The 14,933-nt window shown below is 69.5% G+C and carries 12 protein-coding genes; 6 read left to right on the top strand and 6 right to left on the bottom strand.

Features of this window, described 5'->3' with window-relative positions; genetic code table 11:
- Positions 1-22 precede the first annotated feature (22 nt).
- From J2Y46_RS16320 to J2Y46_RS16300, 5 genes are read left to right on the top strand one after another with little or no spacing between them, the layout of a single operon-like run.
- Positions 23-2,410, top strand: a complete 2,388-nt coding sequence (locus tag J2Y46_RS16320; RefSeq protein WP_310243686.1) for an efflux RND transporter permease subunit — start codon at positions 23-25, stop codon at positions 2,408-2,410.
- Positions 2,407-2,997, top strand: coding sequence for an isochorismatase family protein (locus J2Y46_RS16315; protein WP_045298040.1), 591 nt, complete (start codon positions 2,407-2,409; stop codon positions 2,995-2,997). The genes J2Y46_RS16320 and J2Y46_RS16315 overlap by 4 nt, the downstream gene beginning before the upstream one ends.
- The gene (locus J2Y46_RS16310) at positions 2,990-3,655 is read left to right on the top strand and encodes a DNA alkylation repair protein (RefSeq protein WP_045298041.1); all 666 of its coding nucleotides are present in this window, start codon (positions 2,990-2,992) and stop codon (positions 3,653-3,655) included. Before J2Y46_RS16315 ends, J2Y46_RS16310 begins: the two co-directional genes overlap by 8 nt.
- Before the next feature lie 27 nt (positions 3,656-3,682).
- Positions 3,683-4,129 carry a GNAT family N-acetyltransferase gene (locus J2Y46_RS16305; protein ID WP_045298042.1) on the top strand — a complete coding sequence of 149 codons (447 nt, stop codon included), beginning with the start codon at positions 3,683-3,685 and terminating at the stop codon, positions 4,127-4,129.
- Complete coding sequence (locus J2Y46_RS16300; RefSeq protein ID WP_045298043.1) at positions 4,126-4,428, top strand: hypothetical protein; 303 nt, start codon at positions 4,126-4,128, stop codon at positions 4,426-4,428. The genes J2Y46_RS16305 and J2Y46_RS16300 overlap by 4 nt, the downstream gene beginning before the upstream one ends.
- 22 nt (positions 4,429-4,450) lie before the next feature.
- On the opposite strand, the gene J2Y46_RS16295 is transcribed toward J2Y46_RS16300, so the two are convergent.
- The 5 genes from J2Y46_RS16295 to J2Y46_RS16275 are packed head-to-tail and all read right to left on the bottom strand — an operon-like array spanning position 4,451 to position 12,480.
- The gene (locus tag J2Y46_RS16295; protein WP_045298044.1) at positions 4,451-5,677 is read right to left on the bottom strand and encodes a NarK/NasA family nitrate transporter; all 1,227 of its coding nucleotides are present in this window, start codon (positions 5,675-5,677) and stop codon (positions 4,451-4,453) included.
- On the bottom strand, positions 5,674-6,462 hold the full coding sequence (gene narI, locus J2Y46_RS16290; protein ID WP_056369439.1) for a respiratory nitrate reductase subunit gamma: 789 nt from the start codon (positions 6,460-6,462) through the stop codon (positions 5,674-5,676). The genes J2Y46_RS16295 and narI overlap by 4 nt, the downstream gene beginning before the upstream one ends.
- A complete protein-coding gene (narJ, locus tag J2Y46_RS16285; RefSeq protein WP_045298048.1) occupies positions 6,462-7,085 on the bottom strand; it encodes a nitrate reductase molybdenum cofactor assembly chaperone in 624 nt (207 codons plus the stop codon). Before narJ ends, narI begins: the two co-directional genes overlap by 1 nt.
- Positions 7,082-8,773, bottom strand: a complete 1,692-nt coding sequence (narH, locus tag J2Y46_RS16280) for a nitrate reductase subunit beta (RefSeq protein ID WP_045298050.1) — start codon at positions 8,771-8,773, stop codon at positions 7,082-7,084. Before narH ends, narJ begins: the two co-directional genes overlap by 4 nt.
- Positions 8,773-12,480 carry a nitrate reductase subunit alpha gene (locus J2Y46_RS16275; protein WP_045298052.1) on the bottom strand — a complete coding sequence of 1,236 codons (3,708 nt, stop codon included), beginning with the start codon at positions 12,478-12,480 and terminating at the stop codon, positions 8,773-8,775. The genes narH and J2Y46_RS16275 overlap by 1 nt, the downstream gene beginning before the upstream one ends.
- A 516-nt stretch (positions 12,481-12,996) precedes the next feature.
- Between J2Y46_RS16275 and J2Y46_RS16270 the strand changes: the two genes are divergently transcribed.
- Positions 12,997-13,461, top strand: a complete 465-nt coding sequence (locus J2Y46_RS16270; RefSeq protein WP_045298054.1) for a hypothetical protein — start codon at positions 12,997-12,999, stop codon at positions 13,459-13,461.
- A 5-nt stretch (positions 13,462-13,466) separates the two neighbouring features.
- Here the strand turns inward: J2Y46_RS16270 and J2Y46_RS16265 are convergent, their stop codons facing one another.
- A complete protein-coding gene (locus tag J2Y46_RS16265; protein ID WP_045298056.1) occupies positions 13,467-14,897 on the bottom strand; it encodes a serine/threonine-protein kinase in 1,431 nt (476 codons plus the stop codon).
- Between the last annotated feature and the right edge of the window lie 36 nt (positions 14,898-14,933).

Here is a 14,933-nt window from a genome sequence, read left to right as displayed (position 1 = left end):
ATTCGCTAGATAAGCTAGCGATATGACTTCGCCCCACCACGCGAACCGTCGCCCCTCGGGCTGGCTGCGGATCGGCATCCCCGCCCTGCTCGTCCTCGTCTGGCTGGCCGTGGGATCCATCGGCGGCCCGTATTTCGGCAAGGTCGACGAGGTGTCGAGCAACGACCGCTCGTCGTTCCTGCCCGAGAGCGCGGACGCGACGCAGGTGAATGAGAGGCTCGCCGGGTTCCTCGGCGGCGACAGCATCCCCGCGGTGGTCGTGGTCACGGGGGACGGTGAGCTCTCGGACGACGACATCGCCGACGTGCAGGCGCTCGCCGACGACATCGCCGAGGTCGAGGGCGTGCAGGAGGACGTGTCGCCGCCGATTCCGTCGGAGGACGGCGAGGCGGTGCAGATCTTCGTGCCCATCGACGCTTCGGGCGAGGTCGGACCGACCGTCGAAGAGATCCGCTCACTCGTGTCCGAAGACCTGCCGGCCGGGCTCGAGGGCTGGGTCACGGGGCCTGCGGGCTTCACCGCCGACCTCGTCGAGGGCTTCCTGGGGATCGACGGGCTCCTGCTCGGCGTCGCGCTGATCGCGGTGTTCCTGATTCTCGTGATCGTCTACCGCTCTCCGCTGCTGCCGGTCCTGGTGCTCCTGACGTCGATCTTCGCGCTGTGCGTTGCGCTGCTGACCGGGTGGTGGCTCGCGTACGCCGGCATCGTCGTGCTCAACGGGCAGGTGCAGGGAATCCTGTTCATCCTCGTGATCGGTGCGGCGACCGACTACGCCCTCCTGTACGTCGCGCGGTTCCGCGAATCCATCGCGACGGGGATGTCGAAATGGGATGCCACGCTGTCGGCGTGGCGCGGAGCCTTCGAGCCGATCCTCGCCTCGGGCGGCACGGTCATCGCGGGCCTGTTGTGCCTGCTGCTCTCGGACCTCGCGACCAACCGCGCGCTCGGCCCGATCGCGTCCATCGGGATCGCGTTCTCGATGCTGTCGGCCCTGACCTTCCTGCCGGCGCTCCTGGCACTGTGCGGCCGCGCGGCGTTCTGGCCCTTCATTCCGAAGGAGCCGATCGCCATGATCCCCGACGACCTCACGCAGCCGGTCAAGGGCCTCTGGCCGCGCCAGGCGCGCTTCGTCGCACGTCATGCGCGCATCGTGTGGATCGCATGCACGATCGTGCTGCTCGCGGGCGCGGTGGGCATCACTCAGCTCAAGGCCGACGGCGTGCCGACCAGCGACCTCGTGCTCGGCTCCTCCGAGGCGCGCGACGGTCAGGAGGTTCTCGCCGAGCACTTCCCGGCAGGCTCCGGCTCGCCGGTCTACGTGATCGTGCCCGAAGAGGAACTCGCCGATGCGGTGGGCGTTCTCGCGGCGTCGGACGGCATCGAGTCGGTGTCGGTCGCCTCGGAGGACTCGCCGACGGGGCAGGCGCAGGTCACGGTCGAAGACGGCGAGCCGGTCCTCACCGCGGTCGGCCCGCCCGGCACGCCCGCTCCCGCGCCGACGGTCTCAGCCGGCGATGTGCTCGTGATCGGGACGCTCACGGATGCTGCCGACTCCGTCGCGGCGGAGGACACCGTCCGCGACCTCCGCGCCGACCTCGACGAGACGCTCGGCGCCGGCGTCGCGGTCGTCGGCGGCGAGACGGCGACCGACATCGACACGAACGACACGTCGACGCGCGACCGCACGGTGATCATCCCGGTGATCCTCGCGGTGATCCTCATCATCCTGATGCTGCTGCTGCGCTCGATCCTGGCGCCCGTGCTGCTCATCGGCACCGTGATCCTCTCGTTCGCGACGGCGCTCGGCGTCAGCGCGCTGGTCTTCAACGAGGTGCTCGGCTTCCCGGGGGCGGATCCTGCCGTGCCGCTGTACGGCTTCGTGTTCCTCGTGGCGCTCGGCGTGGACTACAACATCTTCCTGATGTCGCGGGTGCGTGAGGAGTCGCTCGTCCACGGGACGAGGCCCGGCATCCTCCGGGGCCTCGTCGCCACCGGCGGGGTGATCACCTCGGCGGGACTCGTGCTCGCGGCGACCTTCGCGGCGCTCGGTGTCATCCCGATCCTGTTCCTCGCGCAGATCGCGTTCATCGTCGCCTTCGGCGTGCTGCTCGACACGTTCATCGTGCGGTCACTCCTGGTGCCGGCGCTCTCGTACGACATCGGCAAGGCGATCTGGTGGCCTTCGAAGCTCTGGCGGCGGGATGCCGGGGCGCTCGCCGGCACGGGCAGCAACTCCGCCTCACCCACGCCGAGCAGAGCCGGCGCCCTCGCAGCGGCAGCTCCCGCGACAGTGCCTGGCGGAGTTGTCGCACACGATGCGCCGATGCCTGCCGAGACCGACCCCGAGCTCGTGGCCGGCGACGGGCACCCGCTCACTCGCGAGGAGTACAGGCGTACGCTCGAACCATGAGCAAGGCGCTGTTCATCGTCGACGTCCAGAACGACTTCACCGAGGGTGGTGCGCTGGCCGTGGAGGGCGGGGACGCCGTCGCGCAGCGCATCTCGGAGTTCCTCGTGACGCACTCCGAGGAGTACGCCGTGATCGTCGCCTCGCGCGATTGGCACCACGCCGAGGGCGACAACGGCGGGCACTTCCACCCGGAGCCGGACTTCGTCGACACCTGGCCGGTCCACTGCGTGAGCGGAACCGAGGGCGCCGAGTACGACCCCGGCCTCGACACGTCGGCGGTCACCCACCACGTCAAGAAGGGCCAGGGCAAGCCCGCCTACTCGCTGTTCGAGGGCACGACCGACGACGGCGTGACCGTCGCGCACCTCCTCGAGGAGCATGGCGTGGTCGACGTCGACATCACCGGAATCGCGACCGACTACTGCGTGCGGGCCTCGGCGCTGGACGCCATCGAGCACGGCAGGCACGTCCGTGTCCTCACCGACCTCATCGCCGGCGTCGCGGCGGAATCCAGCGATGCGGCGCTCGCCGAGCTCGCGCACGCCGGAGCCGAACTGCGGCCGTCGGGGCTCGAGGGCGGTGACTGAGCCGGGGGCGCCGACCGCCGAGGGCGTCCGCACGGCGCTCGAGGGCGCAGCATCCGTCGACGAACGCGCGAAGATCCAGCGGCGCATGACCGATGCGCGCACCGAGGTGATCGGCGTGCGCATGGGCACCGTGTTCGACATCGCGAAGGCGAATTCACGGATGCCGCTCGCCGAGGTCGACCGGCTGCTCGACTCGGACGCGTATGAGATGCGCATGCTGGCGGTGTCGATCCTCGACTTCCAGGCGCGAACGAAGGACGTCGACCGTGCGGCGCTCTACGAACTGTGGATGCGGCGTCTCGATCGCATCGACACGTGGGACTACATCGACCGGTCCGCGCCGCGCGTGGTGGGGCTCCATCTGCTCGACCGCCGGCGCGACGTGCTGTTCGAGCTCGCGCGCTCCGACGACCGATGGCACCGCCGCACGGCCATCACCGCGGCTTTCTCGATCATCCGCGCGCGCGACCTCGACGACCCGCTCGCGCTCTGCGAGATCCTCGCGGACGATCCCGAGCACCTGGTGCAGACGAACGTCGGCGTCGCTCTCCGCGAGATCGGGCGGGTCGACCGCGATCGGCTGGAGGAGTTCCTGGCGCGTCGCGGCGACGACCTCAGCGCGCACGCGCGACGCACCGCCCGAACCGCCCTCGCCTGAGGCCGGCGACCGGCTACTCTCGGGCTCGTGACTGAGATCCGCCCCCTCGCCCCTGCCGACCGCGACGCCTGGCTCCCGCTCTGGCGCGGCTACATCGAGTTCTACGAGTCCGAGGTGTCGGACGAGCAGACCGCGCTGACATGGAGCCGCCTCCTCGACCCGCAGTTCCCGATCCACGGGGCGGTGGCGACGGACGACGGGCGCGCCGTCGGCTTCGTCCACTGGCTCACGCACGCGGCCACGTGGTCGGCGGCGCCCTACGTCTACCTCGAGGACCTCTTCGTCGCCCCCGACACCCGCGGCAGCGGCGCAGGGCGCGCCCTCATCGCCCACGTGACCGAGTGGGCGCGCGAGCACGACGCCGCGAAGGTGTACTGGCTCACGCAGGAGACCAACATCACCGCGCGGGCCCTCTACGATCGCGTCGCGACCCACACCGGGTTCGTGCACTACGAGATCGGGCTCGGCCGATGAGCGCGTCTGCTCCCGCCGAGCGGAGCGTCGGCGATCTCGTCGCCACTCTGCTCTTGATCGGATTCTCGGTCGGCGCCGCGGTGGTGCTCTTCTTCGTCTCGCTCGTGTGGGCGATCGGCAACCATGACAACACGGTGGCGATCGTGCTGGGCGGCTACCTGCCGCTGGCCCTGGCGGTGATCGGCGCCGTCGCCGGCATCGTCGCGCTGTCCCGAAAGCACCGGGCGTTCTGGTATCCGCTGATCGCGCTCGTGCTCAGCATCGCCGCTTGGGTCGTCGCCGCCTCGATCGCCCGCTGACCAGGCGCCACCACCCCGTCGCTCATCTCGCCGCGCGCCGCTCCCGCCGGGCCAGGAAGATCACGAAGCCCAGCGCGACCAGGGCGGTGAGGCAGAGCAGGCTGAGCCCGATCGTGTAGCTGTGGGCCTCGGCGTTGTAGGTCGCGCCCATCACGAGCGGCGGGAAGTAGCCGCCGAGCCCGCCCGCGGCACCGACGATTCCGGTGACGGTGCCGACCCGTTCGGCCGGTGCGCGCTGCGCCACCCACGTGAACACCGCGCCGGTGCCGAGCCCGAGGAAGAGCGCCATCAGGACGAACGAGGCTCCCGCAGCGAGCTCGGGCGGCGGCTGCAGCGCGATCACCACCGCCATCACGGCCGCGCCGCTGAGCGAGATGCTGAGCACGGTCGCCGGCCCGATGCGGTCCGACAGCCAGCCGCCGACCGGTCGTGCGATGACCGCGGCGATCGCGAAGCCCGCGGTGCGGGCGCCGGCGTCGGCGAGGTCGTACCCGTAGACCTCCTTGAGGTAGGTCGGGAGGTACGTCGAGAAGGCGACGAAGCCGCCGAAGGTCACGGCGTACAGGAACGCCATCTGCCACGTGACGGCGAGCTTCGACGCCGCCTTGAGCTTGGGCATGACGGGGGCGGTGTTCGGCTTCCACAGCGGCGAATCCCGCATGAAGAGCCAGACGATGACCGCGACCACGAGCAGCGCGCCCGCGATGATGAGGTGCGTGGCGACGTAGCCGAACCACGCCACCATGCGGGGCGTGAAGAACGACGACAGCGCGGTGCCCCCCATGCCGGCGCCGAAGAGGCCCGTGGCGAAGCCGCGCTTGGCCGGCTCGTACCAGGCGTTCACGAAGGGGATGCCGATCGCGAAGGTCGTGCCGGCGATGCCGAGCAGGAACCCGAAGGCGATCATGAGCGCGTAGGACCCCCACACGCCGGCGAGGGCCACCAGTACCACGGGCACGGCAGACGCCGCCGTCAGGACCGTGAACATCAGGCGCCCGCCGAAGCGATCGGTGAACGCACCGGTGAGGATGCGGCCGAGCGATCCGACCAGCACCGGCGTCGCGATGAGCAGCGACGCCTCCGTCGAGGTCAGCCCCATCTCAGCCGTGTACTGCACCGCGAGCGGTGCGACCAGGTTCCACGCCCAGAACGTGATGGTGAAGGCCAGCAGTGCCAGCAGGAGGTTCTTCGTGCGGCCGGGCAGTTCCTGGGTCCCGGTCGCGGCCGTGGCCGCAGCATCCGTCGTCATCGTCGTGTGCCTCCCGTCTTGCCTGTGGTGGTCGCCTTGCGGTCGGGGGTGCGGTCGGTGGTGCCCACGGGCGCCCAGCCGCGGCGGATCCCGCGCGCCGTCGTCGGCCGCCCGTCGCGCGAGCGGTAGATGATGTACGGGCGGAACAGGTAGTGCACCGGCGCCGTGAACGCATGCACGAGCCGGGTGAACGGCCAGATCATGAACAGCACCATGCCGATCACGGTGTGGATCTGGTAGTCGAGCGACGCCTCGCTCATCGCGGCGATGTTCGGCTGGAAGACGAACAGCGACCGGAACCACGGCGAGACCGTGTCGCGGTAGGTGAGCTCCTGGTGGGGCCCGATGACCCCCAGCACCGTGGTCGCGAGGCCCGCGACGATGGCGGCCACCAGCACGACGTACATGGTCTTGTCGTTCTTCGTCGTGGCCATGAACACCGGTCCGGTGGTGCGGCGGCGGTAGATCAGGATGCCGACGCCGACGAGCGTCGCGATCCCCGCCACGGTGCCGAGACCCAGCGCGGCGAGGTGGTACATCTCATCCGAGATGCCGAAGAAGTCGGTCCACGCCTTGGGGATCACGAGGCCGATGACGTGGCCGATGATCACGACGAGGATGCCGAAGTGGAACAGCGGCGAGCCGATGCGCAGCAGCCGCGACTCGTAGAGCTGCGACGAGCGCGTGGTCCAGCCGAACTGGTCGTAGCGGTAGCGCCAGATCGTGCCGCCGACGAGCACCGCGACCATGATGTAGGGGAGGATTCCCCACAGGAACAGGTCCATCAGCGCCTCCCGACCGGCTCGAGCGGCAGCAGCCGCGGGTCGTGGGCATCGAGGCCGACGGACTCGCGCGGCGGTCCGGCGGCTGCCATCGCCATCGCCTGCTGGCGGTCGGCGGGGGAGCGGCCGGGAAGCGTGTCGCACACCGCCGCGACGACGCCGGCGTACGGCGAGCCGCGCTCGGCGAGGGCGAGGCGGATGAGCTCGAGACTGGGCCGGTACTCCTGCAGCAGCGCCGCGCCCTCGCCCGGCGCGTGCCGTGCGAACTCGAGCACGAGCGGCAGGAAATCGGGCAGCTCGCCCGTGCCGTCGATCGTGAGCCCGGACTCGCGGTACCGCCGCTTCAGATCGGCGAGCACCGCGCCGCGCCGGCGCGTGTCGCCATCGGTCCAGTAGCTCAGGTACAGCGCGTGGCGCCGTGACATGTCGAACGTGTCGACGTACACGGTCTGCACCTCGGAGGCCGGCGTCTTCTCCCACCACTCGAGGAGAGGGGCGAAGGATGCTGCCGCCCGAGGCGCCGCCTCCGACACGGCGCGGCCGATCAGGGCGGCAGAGCCGAGCACGCCGTCATCCGGATAGCTCAGGCACAGCGACGCTGCCTGGTAGACCACCCGGACGTTCACGACGAGCCCCCTGCCGAGGCATCCGGAGCCGCATCCTTCGGCGGGAAGAGACCGGGCGGTGCGCCGTTGCCGTCCCAGTTGAGGAGGTTGACGCGGCCGCGCAGCGACTCTCCGCTCGCGGCGGCGTCGGAGGTCTGGCGTTCCTTGAGGGCGTGGAAGGTCTCCACCGCGACCGGCGTCGGCCTGCCGCTGGCCTCGCCGAACATGCCCGACTCGTTGCCGTACGGGCCGCCGTCGAAGTCGAGCGAGCAGCCGAGCTCCTCGAGCTCGTGCGCGCGCTCGTAGTGGGCGGTCGGGATGACGTAGCGGTCCTCGTACTTGGCGATCGCGAGCAGCCGGTACATCGCGTAGATGGACTCGCCGGTCATGCCGACGGCCTCGGGGATCGACTCGTCGCGCTCACGCTCGAGCGTGATGTCGCGCAGGTACGAGCGCATCGCGGCGAGGCGCCACAGCACGCCGGTGATGATGTCGGTGTCGCCCGCGGTGAAGAGCTCGGCGAGGTACTCGACGGGGATCCGCAGCGCCTCGATCGCGCCGAAGAGGGTGCCGGCGGCCTCCGAGTCGTGTCCCTGGTCGCGCAGCAGGTCGACGATCGGCGACAGCGGCGGGATGTACCAGACCATCGGCATGGTGCGGTACTCGGGGTGCAGCGGCAGCGCCACCCGGTAGGTCTTCGCCAGGGCGTAGACGGGCGAGCGGCGCGCGGCATCCATCCAGTCGTCGGGGATGTCGCCCTGTGCGCGGACCGCCGCGATCACCTCGGGGTCGTTCGGGTCGAGCATGAGGTCGAGCTGCGCCTCGTACAGGTCCTTCGGGTCGGGTGTCGACGCCGCCTCGGTGACGCGGTCGGCGTCGTAGAGGAAGAGGCCGAGGTAGCGCAGGCGCCCGACGCACGTCTCGGAGCAGACGGTGGGGATGCCGACCTCGAGGCGCGGATAGCACAGCGTGCACTTCTCGGCCTTGCCGGTCTTGTGGTTGAAGTAGATCTTCTTGTAGGGGCAGCCGGTGATGCACTGGCGCCAGCCGCGGCAGCGGTCCTGGTCGACGAGCACGATGCCGTCCTCGGCCCGCTTGTAGATCGCGCCCGACGGGCACGACGCCATGCACGACGGGTTGAGGCAGTGCTCGCAGATCCGCGGCAGGTAGAACATGAACGTCTTCTCGAACTGCAGCTTGATCTTGTCTTCCGACTCGCGCCGCACGCGCTCGACGATCGGGTCGAGATGGCCCATCTCGCTCGCGCCGCCGAGGTCGTCGTCCCAGTTCGCCGACCACGTGATCTTCGTGTCCTCGCCGGTGATGAGCGACTTCGGCCGGGCGACCGGGAAGTCGTCGCCGAGGGGCGCGTCGATGAGCGTCTCGTAGTCGTAGGTCCAGGGCTCGTAGTAGTCCTCGAGCTTCGGCTGCACCGGCGACGAGAAGATCGAGAACAGGCGCTTCGCGCGGCTGCCCGTGCGCAGCGACAGTCGCCCGCGCTTGTTGAGCGTCCACCCGCCGCGCCACTGCTCCTGGTCCTCGTAGCGGCGCGGGTAGCCCTGGCCGGGCCGGGTCTCGACGTTGTTGAACCAGACGTATTCGGTGCCGGCCCGGTTCGTCCACGCCTGCTTGCACGTGACCGAGCAGGTGTGGCACCCGATGCACTTGTCGAGGTTCATGACCATGCCCATCTGGGCCATCACGCGCATCAGAACACCACCTCCTGCGAGCGACGGCGCACCGTCGCCACCATGTCGCGTTGATTGCCGGTCGGCCCCAGATAGTTGAACGTGTACGACAGCTGCGCGTACCCGCCGATGAGGTGCGTCGGTTTGACGAGCAGCCTCGTGACGGAGTTGTGGATGCCTCCGCGCCGGCCGGTCGCCTCGGACTTCGGCACGTCGATCGTGCGCTCCTGCGCGTGGTGCACGTAGACGACGCCGGTGGGCATGCGATGCGACACGATCGCCCGCGCCACGAGCACGCCGTTCGAGTTCACGCACTCGACCCAGTCGTTGTCGGCGGCGCCGATGGCCGCGGCGTCCGCCGGACTCATCCAGACCGTGGGGCCGCCGCGCGACAGCGACAGCATGAAGAGGTTGTCCTGGTACTCGGAGTGGATCGACCACTTCGAGTGGGGCGTGAGGTAGCGCACCACGACCTGCTGCTCGCCGTTCGGGCCGAGCTTCGGCTCGCCGAACAGGCGGTGCATGTCGAGCGGCGGGCGGTAGATCGGCAGGGCCTCGCCGAGGTCGCGCATCCACGCGTGGTCGAGGTAGAAGTGCATGCGCCCGGTGAGGGTGTGGAAGGGCTTGAGCCGCTCGATGTTGACGGTGAACGGCGCGTACCGGCGCCCGCCCGTCTCGGAGCCGGACCACTCCGGCGACGTGATCACCGGCACCGGCGCCGCCTGCGTCATCGCGAACGTGATGCGCTTCTCCTCGGAACCCTCGGCGAGATCGGCGAGCGGCTTGCCCACGCGCTTCTCGAGGGTGCGGAAGCCCTGCGACGCGAGTTCGCCGTTCGTCGTGCCCGAGAACGCCAGGATCGCCTCGGCCATCTTGACGTCGGTGTCCATCGCGGGCCTGCCATCGGCTGCGCCCCCGAGCATGACGCCGTTCTTCTGGGCGAGCCGCTCGACCTCGTGCGCCACGTCGTAGGTCACGTTCTTGATCGTGAACCCGAGCTGGTCGGCGAGAGGCCCGACGGCGGCGAGCTTGTCGGCGATCGCGGTGTAGTCGCGCTCCACGACCGTGAACTGCGGCATGGTCTTGCCCGGGATGCCGGCGGTGTCGCCGCGCGCCCAGTCCCGCACCTCGCCGCCGGGCTGCGACGTCTCGCCCGGGGTGTCGTGCTGCATGGGCACCGAGACGAGGTCTTTCCGCGTACCCAGGTGGGTGCGCGCCTGCGCCGAGAATTCGACGGCGATCGCATGGAACAGGTCGAAGTCGCTCTTCGCCTCCCACGGCGGGTCGATCGCCGGGGTGAAGGCGTGCACGAACGGGTGCATGTCGGTCGACGACAGGTCGTGCTTCTCGTACCAGGTCGCGGCCGGGAAGACGACGTCCGACAGCAGCGTCGTCGAGGTCATGCGGAAGTCGGCCGACACGAGCAGGTCGAGCTTGCCCTCGGGGATCTCGTCGTGCCACTTCACGTCGTTCGGGCGCACGCTCGCCTCGTCCGTCGCCATCACGTTGTTGTGCGTGCCGAGCAGGTACTTGAGGAAGTACTCGTTGCCCTTCGCGCTCGATCCCATGAGGTTCGACCGCCACAGCGTGAGCAGGCGCGGCCAGTTCTCCGGCGCGTCGACGTCGGCGATCGCGGGCTGCAGCTCGCCGGAGGAGAGCTGCGAGGCGACGAAGGATGCGGCATCCGCCGCCTCTCCGTTCGCCACCGCCGCGTCGGCCCGGTCGGCGAGGTCGAGCGGGTTGACGTCGAACTGGGGGTAGAACGGCATCCAGCCGAGGCGCGCGGACTGGGCGATCGTGTCAGCGGTGTGCATGCCGGCGAGGTTTCCCTCGGCCAGCGGCGACGCCAGCGCGTCGGCGGAGTAACCGTCGAAGCGCCACTGGTCGGTGTGCATGTACCAGTACGCGGTGCCGATCATCGTCCGCGGCGGGCGGCTCCAGTCGAGGGCGTTCGCCAGCGACAGCCAGCCGGTGATCGGGCGGCACTTCTCCTGCCCGACGTAGTGCGCCCAGCCGCCGCCGTTGCGCCCCATCGACCCGGTGAGGATCAGGAGCGCCAGGATCGCCCGGTACGTCGCATCGCCGTGGAACCACTGACAGATGCCGGCGCCCATGATGATCATCGAGCGGCCGTTCGACTCGATGGCGTTGGCCGCGAACTCGCGTGCGATGCGCGTGCACGCCTGCGCCGGCACGCCGGTGATCTCCTCCTGCCACGCGGGCGTGTACGGAGACTCGGCGTCGTCGAGCCCGGTCGGCCAGTCGCCGGGCAGCCCGTCACGGGGGACGCCGTACTGGGCGAGCATCAGGTCGAGGACGGTCGTCACCAGGATGCCGCCCACCCGCGTCGCCGGGACGCCTCGGTGCAGCACGGCTCCCTCGCCGTCGGCGGAGTCGAAGCGGGGGAGCAGAACTTCCACGGCCTCAGAAGTTCCCGCTGCGGCGGGGAGGTCGGCGATGGACAGCGCCGGTTCCACGCCCTCGAGGTCGAGGTTCCAGCGACCCTCGCCGGACGCGGCGTACCGGAAGCCCATCGAGCCGTTGGGCACGCGCGCAGTGCCGGTCGCGGCATCCAGCACCACCGTCTTCCACTCGTCTTCGGGGGTGCCGCCGCCGAGGTCTTTCGAAGTGACGAACGTGCCGGGAACATACGCGCCGTCGCGCTCGGTGAGCCGCACGAGGTGGGGGAGATCGGTGTACTGGCGCGCGAAGTCGGCGAAGAACGGCACGCGGCGGTCGACGTAGTTCTCCTTGAGTACCACGTGGCCCATCGCCATCGCGAGTGCCGCGTCGGTGCCGGCCTGGCAAGGCAGCCATTCGTCGGCGAACTTCGTGTTGTCGGCGTAGTCAGGGCTGACCGTGACCACCTTCGTGCCGCGGTAGCGCACCTCGGCCATCCAATGCGCGTCGGGCGTGCGGGTGACCGGCACGTTCGAGCCCCACATCATCAGGTACGTGGCGTCCCACCAGTCACCGGACTCGGGAACATCGGTCTGATCGCCGAACACCTGCGGGCTCGCGACCGGGAGGTCGGCGTACCAGTCGTAGAACGACGTCATCACGCCGCCGACGAGCTGCGTGAAGCGCGTGCCGATGCAGTGCGACACCATCGACATCGCCGGGATCGGCGAGAAGCCCGCCACCCGGTCGGGGCCGTACTCCTTGATCGTGTGCACGTACCCGGCGGCGACGAGCTCGACCGCCTCGCGCCATGACGCGCGCACGAGACCCCCCTTGCCGCGCGCCTGCTGGTAGCGGCGGCGCGTCTCGGGGTTCTTCGTGATCTCGCCGAAAGCGAGCACCGGGTCACCGGTGCGGGCCTTCGCCGCGCGGTATTCCTCGAGCAGCACGCCCCGGATGTACGGGTAGCGCACGCGGGTGGGGGAGTAGGTGTACCACGAAAAAGCAGCCCCGCGGGGACACCCGCGGGGCTCGTACTCGGGACGGTCGGGGCCGACGCTCGGATAGTCGGTCTCCTGGGCCTCCCACGTGATGATGCCGTCCTTGACGTACACCTTCCACGAACAGGAGCCCGTACAGTTCACGCCGTGCGTCGACCGGACGACCTTGTCGTGGCTCCACCGATCGCGGTAGAACGCGTCGCCCTCGCGCCCGCCTTCGAGGAAGGCGGCACGATGATCGGCGGTTTCGTCCCACCTCGTGAAGAACCGCCCTGCGCGCAGTAAGGCGTCGGAAGCCGGACCGTCCACACCGATCTGGGGCGTCATGACTCGGACCCTAGCGAAACGTCCGGATGTTGCACCAGGGGGGGCGCGCCGGAAACAGACGGCTGGACGGCCGCTCGATCGAGTGGAAGTGGTGCCCCCACAGGGACTCGAACCCTGGACCCACGGATTAACCTGCTGCACTGGGCTTTCCCCAGCCACCGTCTCCGGCTTGCAGTCTGGACTATATCTTCACCTTCGGCCGGACCGGTCAGGTGCGCCGCGTGTAGTCTCTGAGGTTCCCTTGCGGTTACCTGCTGATTACCCAATCCCTCGGATTGTCACTGCCGTCTCCGGCGAGTACCTCGGGCTCTCAGGGCGTCCCAGCATATAGCGGCGGTCATCCGACGCATTTCTGCGCCGGCGCTCCATTTTGTTCTGTTGAAGTCCGTTGCTCTAACCAACTGAGCTATAGGGGCCTGTCCACCCTAGCAATCCGAGAGCGATGCTCGGAGCGTCGGTGCCCGGCTCTACGATCGGCGATGCTGATGTTCGATCCAGGCGAGGAGGCCGACCAACGTGCTGAGACGCTGCGGGACGTGCCGTGAGTTCAAGCCCCTCACGGAGTTCAACCGGAAGTCCGCGCGTGCCGATGGTCTGCAGGAGGTCTGCCGACACTGCAATCGCGAGTCTTCCCGCGCCTACTACGCCCGCAATCGCGAGCGGCATGTGCAGGTCATCGTGGAACGCACGGCAATGCGTCGCGCGGCGGCGAAAGCCTTCCTCGCCGTATATCTCCGCGAGCACCCGTGCGTCGACTGCGGGATCGGTGACTTGCGCGTGCTCGATTTCGATCATCGACCCGGCGACGGGAAACGCAAGGACGTCATGGCAATGGTGCGGGAAGGCTTCAGCATCGCCAAGCTCGAAGAGGAGATCGCCAAGTGCGATGTCCGGTGTCGCAACTGCCACGCGATCGTGACGCTCGAGCGGGGCGGCGTGAACTGGCGGTCTGAGGCGATGCGCCGAGCGATGGACCGATAGCTCGGTCAGCGGTTCCCGTTGCCGTTTCCGTTCCCGCTGTTGCTGCCGGGGCCGCTGCCATTCCCGTTCCCATTGCCGTTGCCGTTGTTGTTGCCGGGTCCGCTGTTGTCGCTCCCGCCTCCACCGGTGTCCGCCGGCGGCGCCACGTCGGGAGTGACCTCCTCGGCGGGCGCGTTCGCCGGTGCTTCCTCGACCGGAGCGTTCTCCGTCGGTGCCGGGGAAACCTGCTCGACGGGGGAAGTCGGCGCGGGCTCGGGTTCCGCAGCCCAGCTGTTCGCCAGCCAGAGCGTGCCGAGGGCGATCCCGATCGCAAGGAGCGCCGCGAGCACTGCGCCGATCAGCAGCGTCCGACGCGAGGGACGACGCTCGTCGTCCCGGACAGTGGGGAGGACCGGTGCCGGTGCGGCAGCATCCGTCCCCTCGGCAATCCTCAGACGGGCCACCGACATGCGGGCATCGCGGCGCAGCGCTCCGGGCGCGACGGGAGGCGATGCGGGTGCCGGCTGGGGAAAGACCTGAGTGGGGCCCGTGGCGATCGTGGCGATCGGCGCGGTCGACGGGTCGGCGTTCTCGCGGGCGATGGTGTTCTCCATCGCTGCCAGGCGTGACGCCGTGGCGACGATCTCGAGCGCCGTCGGCCGATCGTCGGGGCGGATCGCGGTCATCCCGCGCAGCAGACCCTGCCATGCCGGATGGAGGGACTCCGGGATCCTCGGCGCCGCCGACAGTCGCGCCATGACCGTGCCGATGCCCTCGGCCTCCCCGAACGGGCGCTCGCCCGTCAGCGCCTCGATGAGCAGCAGACCGAAGGCATAGATGTCGGCGGGTGGCGCCGGCGCGACACCTCGAGCCTGCTCCGGCGCGACATACGCCATCGTGCCCACGATGACGCCCGGGGTGGTCACCCGGGCCGAGTCCATCAGGTAGGCGATGCCGAAATCGGCGAGCTTCGCGCGCCACTCCCACCCGGGCCGCGGCGAGGACCACAGGAGCACGTTGGAAGGCTTGATGTCGCGGTGCACGACCCCGTGGTCGTGTGCCACGTGGAGCCCTTCCGCGATGTCGATCGCGATCGAGGCGACCACGCGGGGATCGACGGGTCCTCGTGCGATCAGGTCGCGCAGCGTGATGCCGTCGACGAGTTCCATGACCAGATAGCTGCTCTCATCCGTGCCGACCCGGGCATCGAACACGGTGACGAGCGAATGATGGCTGAGGGAGGCGAGGAGCGTCGTCTCGGACAGGGCGCGCTCGACGGAGCCGATGGCGTCGGTCGGCTCACGGAACACCTTCACGGCGACGGCACGCTGCAGATGGGTGTCGTCGGCGCGATACACCCGCGCCATGCCGCCTTCTCCGATGCGTTCCCGCAGCAGGTAGCGCCCGTCCAAGAGCTCGCCGGTGGCGATCTCTCCGGACGCGAGCAGGTCAGTCACATGTCCTCCCACCCGTTGCGCGCACCCCTCCGGCGC

Source organism: Microbacterium sp. BE35, assembly GCF_031457705.1.
Classification (GTDB): Bacteria; Actinomycetota; Actinomycetes; order Actinomycetales; family Microbacteriaceae; genus Microbacterium; species Microbacterium trichothecenolyticum.
Note: the sequence above shows the minus strand (reverse complement) of the source record. Positions and strands in the feature narration are given on the sequence as shown.